General features: G+C 52.9%; 2 rRNA genes (1 of these 2 cut by a window edge). Both read right to left on the reverse strand.

Annotation, left to right across the window (positions count from 1 at the left end):
* Nucleotides 1–468, reverse strand: a 23S ribosomal RNA gene (locus Y79_RS0119700); it reaches 2,461 nt to the left of the window's first position.
* Nucleotides 469–642: 174 nt separating this feature from the next.
* A 16S ribosomal RNA gene (locus tag Y79_RS01000000120280) occupies nt 643–2,192 on the reverse strand.
* Together the 16S and 23S rRNA genes form the textbook arrangement of a ribosomal RNA operon.

Consider the following 2,192-nt stretch of genomic DNA (forward strand, 5'->3'; position numbering starts at 1 on the left):
GGGAGATGGTCCTCCCGGATTCCGACGGAATTTCACGTGTTCCGCCGTACTCAGGATCCACTCTGGAGAGAACGAAGTTTTGACTACAGGGCTGTTACCTCCTATGGCGGGCCTTTCCAGACCTCTTCATCTACCTCGTTCCTTTGTAACTCCGTACAGAGTGTCCTACAACCCCAAGAGGCAAGCCTCTTGGTTTGGGCTGATCCCGTTTCGCTCGCCGCTACTCAGGGAATCGCATTTGCTTTCTCTTCCTCCGGGTACTTAGATGTTTCAGTTCCCCGGGTCTGCCTTCTCATATCCTATGTATTCAGATATGGATACCACTCCATTACGAGTGGTGGGTTTCCCCATTCGGAAATCTCCGGATCAAAGCTTGCTTACAGCTCCCCGAAGCATATCGGTGTTCGTCCCGTCCTTCATCGGCTCCTAGTGCCAAGGCATCCACCGTGCGCCCTTTCTAACTTAACCGTTAAAAAGAATCACTACGTGATTTCTTGCATTACAATTGAATGTGAATTACTTCTGTTATCTAGTTTTCAAAGAACATTATCTCGAAGAATCGAATGATCCTTCAAAACTAAACAAGACAGGGAACGTTCTGTTTATAAGACCCAAGGTCTTATATTCCGTTAAAATCCTTAGAAAGGAGGTGATCCAGCCGCACCTTCCGATACGGCTACCTTGTTACGACTTCACCCCAATCATCTGTCCCACCTTCGGCGGCTGGCTCCATAAAGGTTACCTCACCGACTTCGGGTGTTACAAACTCTCGTGGTGTGACGGGCGGTGTGTACAAGGCCCGGGAACGTATTCACCGCGGCATGCTGATCCGCGATTACTAGCGATTCCAGCTTCACGCAGTCGAGTTGCAGACTGCGATCCGAACTGAGAACAGATTTGTGGGATTGGCTTAACCTCGCGGTTTCGCTGCCCTTTGTTCTGCCCATTGTAGCACGTGTGTAGCCCAGGTCATAAGGGGCATGATGATTTGACGTCATCCCCACCTTCCTCCGGTTTGTCACCGGCAGTCACCTTAGAGTGCCCAACTGAATGCTGGCAACTAAGATCAAGGGTTGCGCTCGTTGCGGGACTTAACCCAACATCTCACGACACGAGCTGACGACAACCATGCACCACCTGTCACTCTGCCCCCGAAGGGGACGTCCTATCTCTAGGATTGTCAGAGGATGTCAAGACCTGGTAAGGTTCTTCGCGTTGCTTCGAATTAAACCACATGCTCCACCGCTTGTGCGGGCCCCCGTCAATTCCTTTGAGTTTCAGTCTTGCGACCGTACTCCCCAGGCGGAGTGCTTAATGCGTTAGCTGCAGCACTAAGGGGCGGAAACCCCCTAACACTTAGCACTCATCGTTTACGGCGTGGACTACCAGGGTATCTAATCCTGTTCGCTCCCCACGCTTTCGCTCCTCAGCGTCAGTTACAGACCAGAGAGTCGCCTTCGCCACTGGTGTTCCTCCACATCTCTACGCATTTCACCGCTACACGTGGAATTCCACTCTCCTCTTCTGCACTCAAGTTCCCCAGTTTCCAATGACCCTCCCCGGTTGAGCCGGGGGCTTTCACATCAGACTTAAGAAACCGCCTGCGAGCCCTTTACGCCCAATAATTCCGGACAACGCTTGCCACCTACGTATTACCGCGGCTGCTGGCACGTAGTTAGCCGTGGCTTTCTGGTTAGGTACCGTCAAGGTGCCGCCCTATTTGAACGGCACTTGTTCTTCCCTAACAACAGAGCTTTACGATCCGAAAACCTTCATCACTCACGCGGCGTTGCTCCGTCAGACTTTCGTCCATTGCGGAAGATTCCCTACTGCTGCCTCCCGTAGGAGTCTGGGCCGTGTCTCAGTCCCAGTGTGGCCGATCACCCTCTCAGGTCGGCTACGCATCGTCGCCTTGGTGAGCCGTTACCTCACCAACTAGCTAATGCGCCGCGGGTCCATCTGTAAGTGGTAGCCGAAGCCACCTTTTATGTCTGAACCATGCGGTTCAAACAACCATCCGGTATTAGCCCCGGTTTCCCGGAGTTATCCCAGTCTTACAGGCAGGTTACCCACGTGTTACTCACCCGTCCGCCGCTAACATCAGGGAGCAAGCTCCCATCTGTCCGCTCGACTTGCATGTATTAGGCACGCCGCCAGCGTTCGTCCTGAGCCAGGATCAAACTCTCCGATAA

Source organism: Bacillus siamensis KCTC 13613, assembly GCF_000262045.1.
Taxonomy (GTDB): Bacteria; Bacillota; Bacilli; order Bacillales; family Bacillaceae; genus Bacillus; species Bacillus siamensis.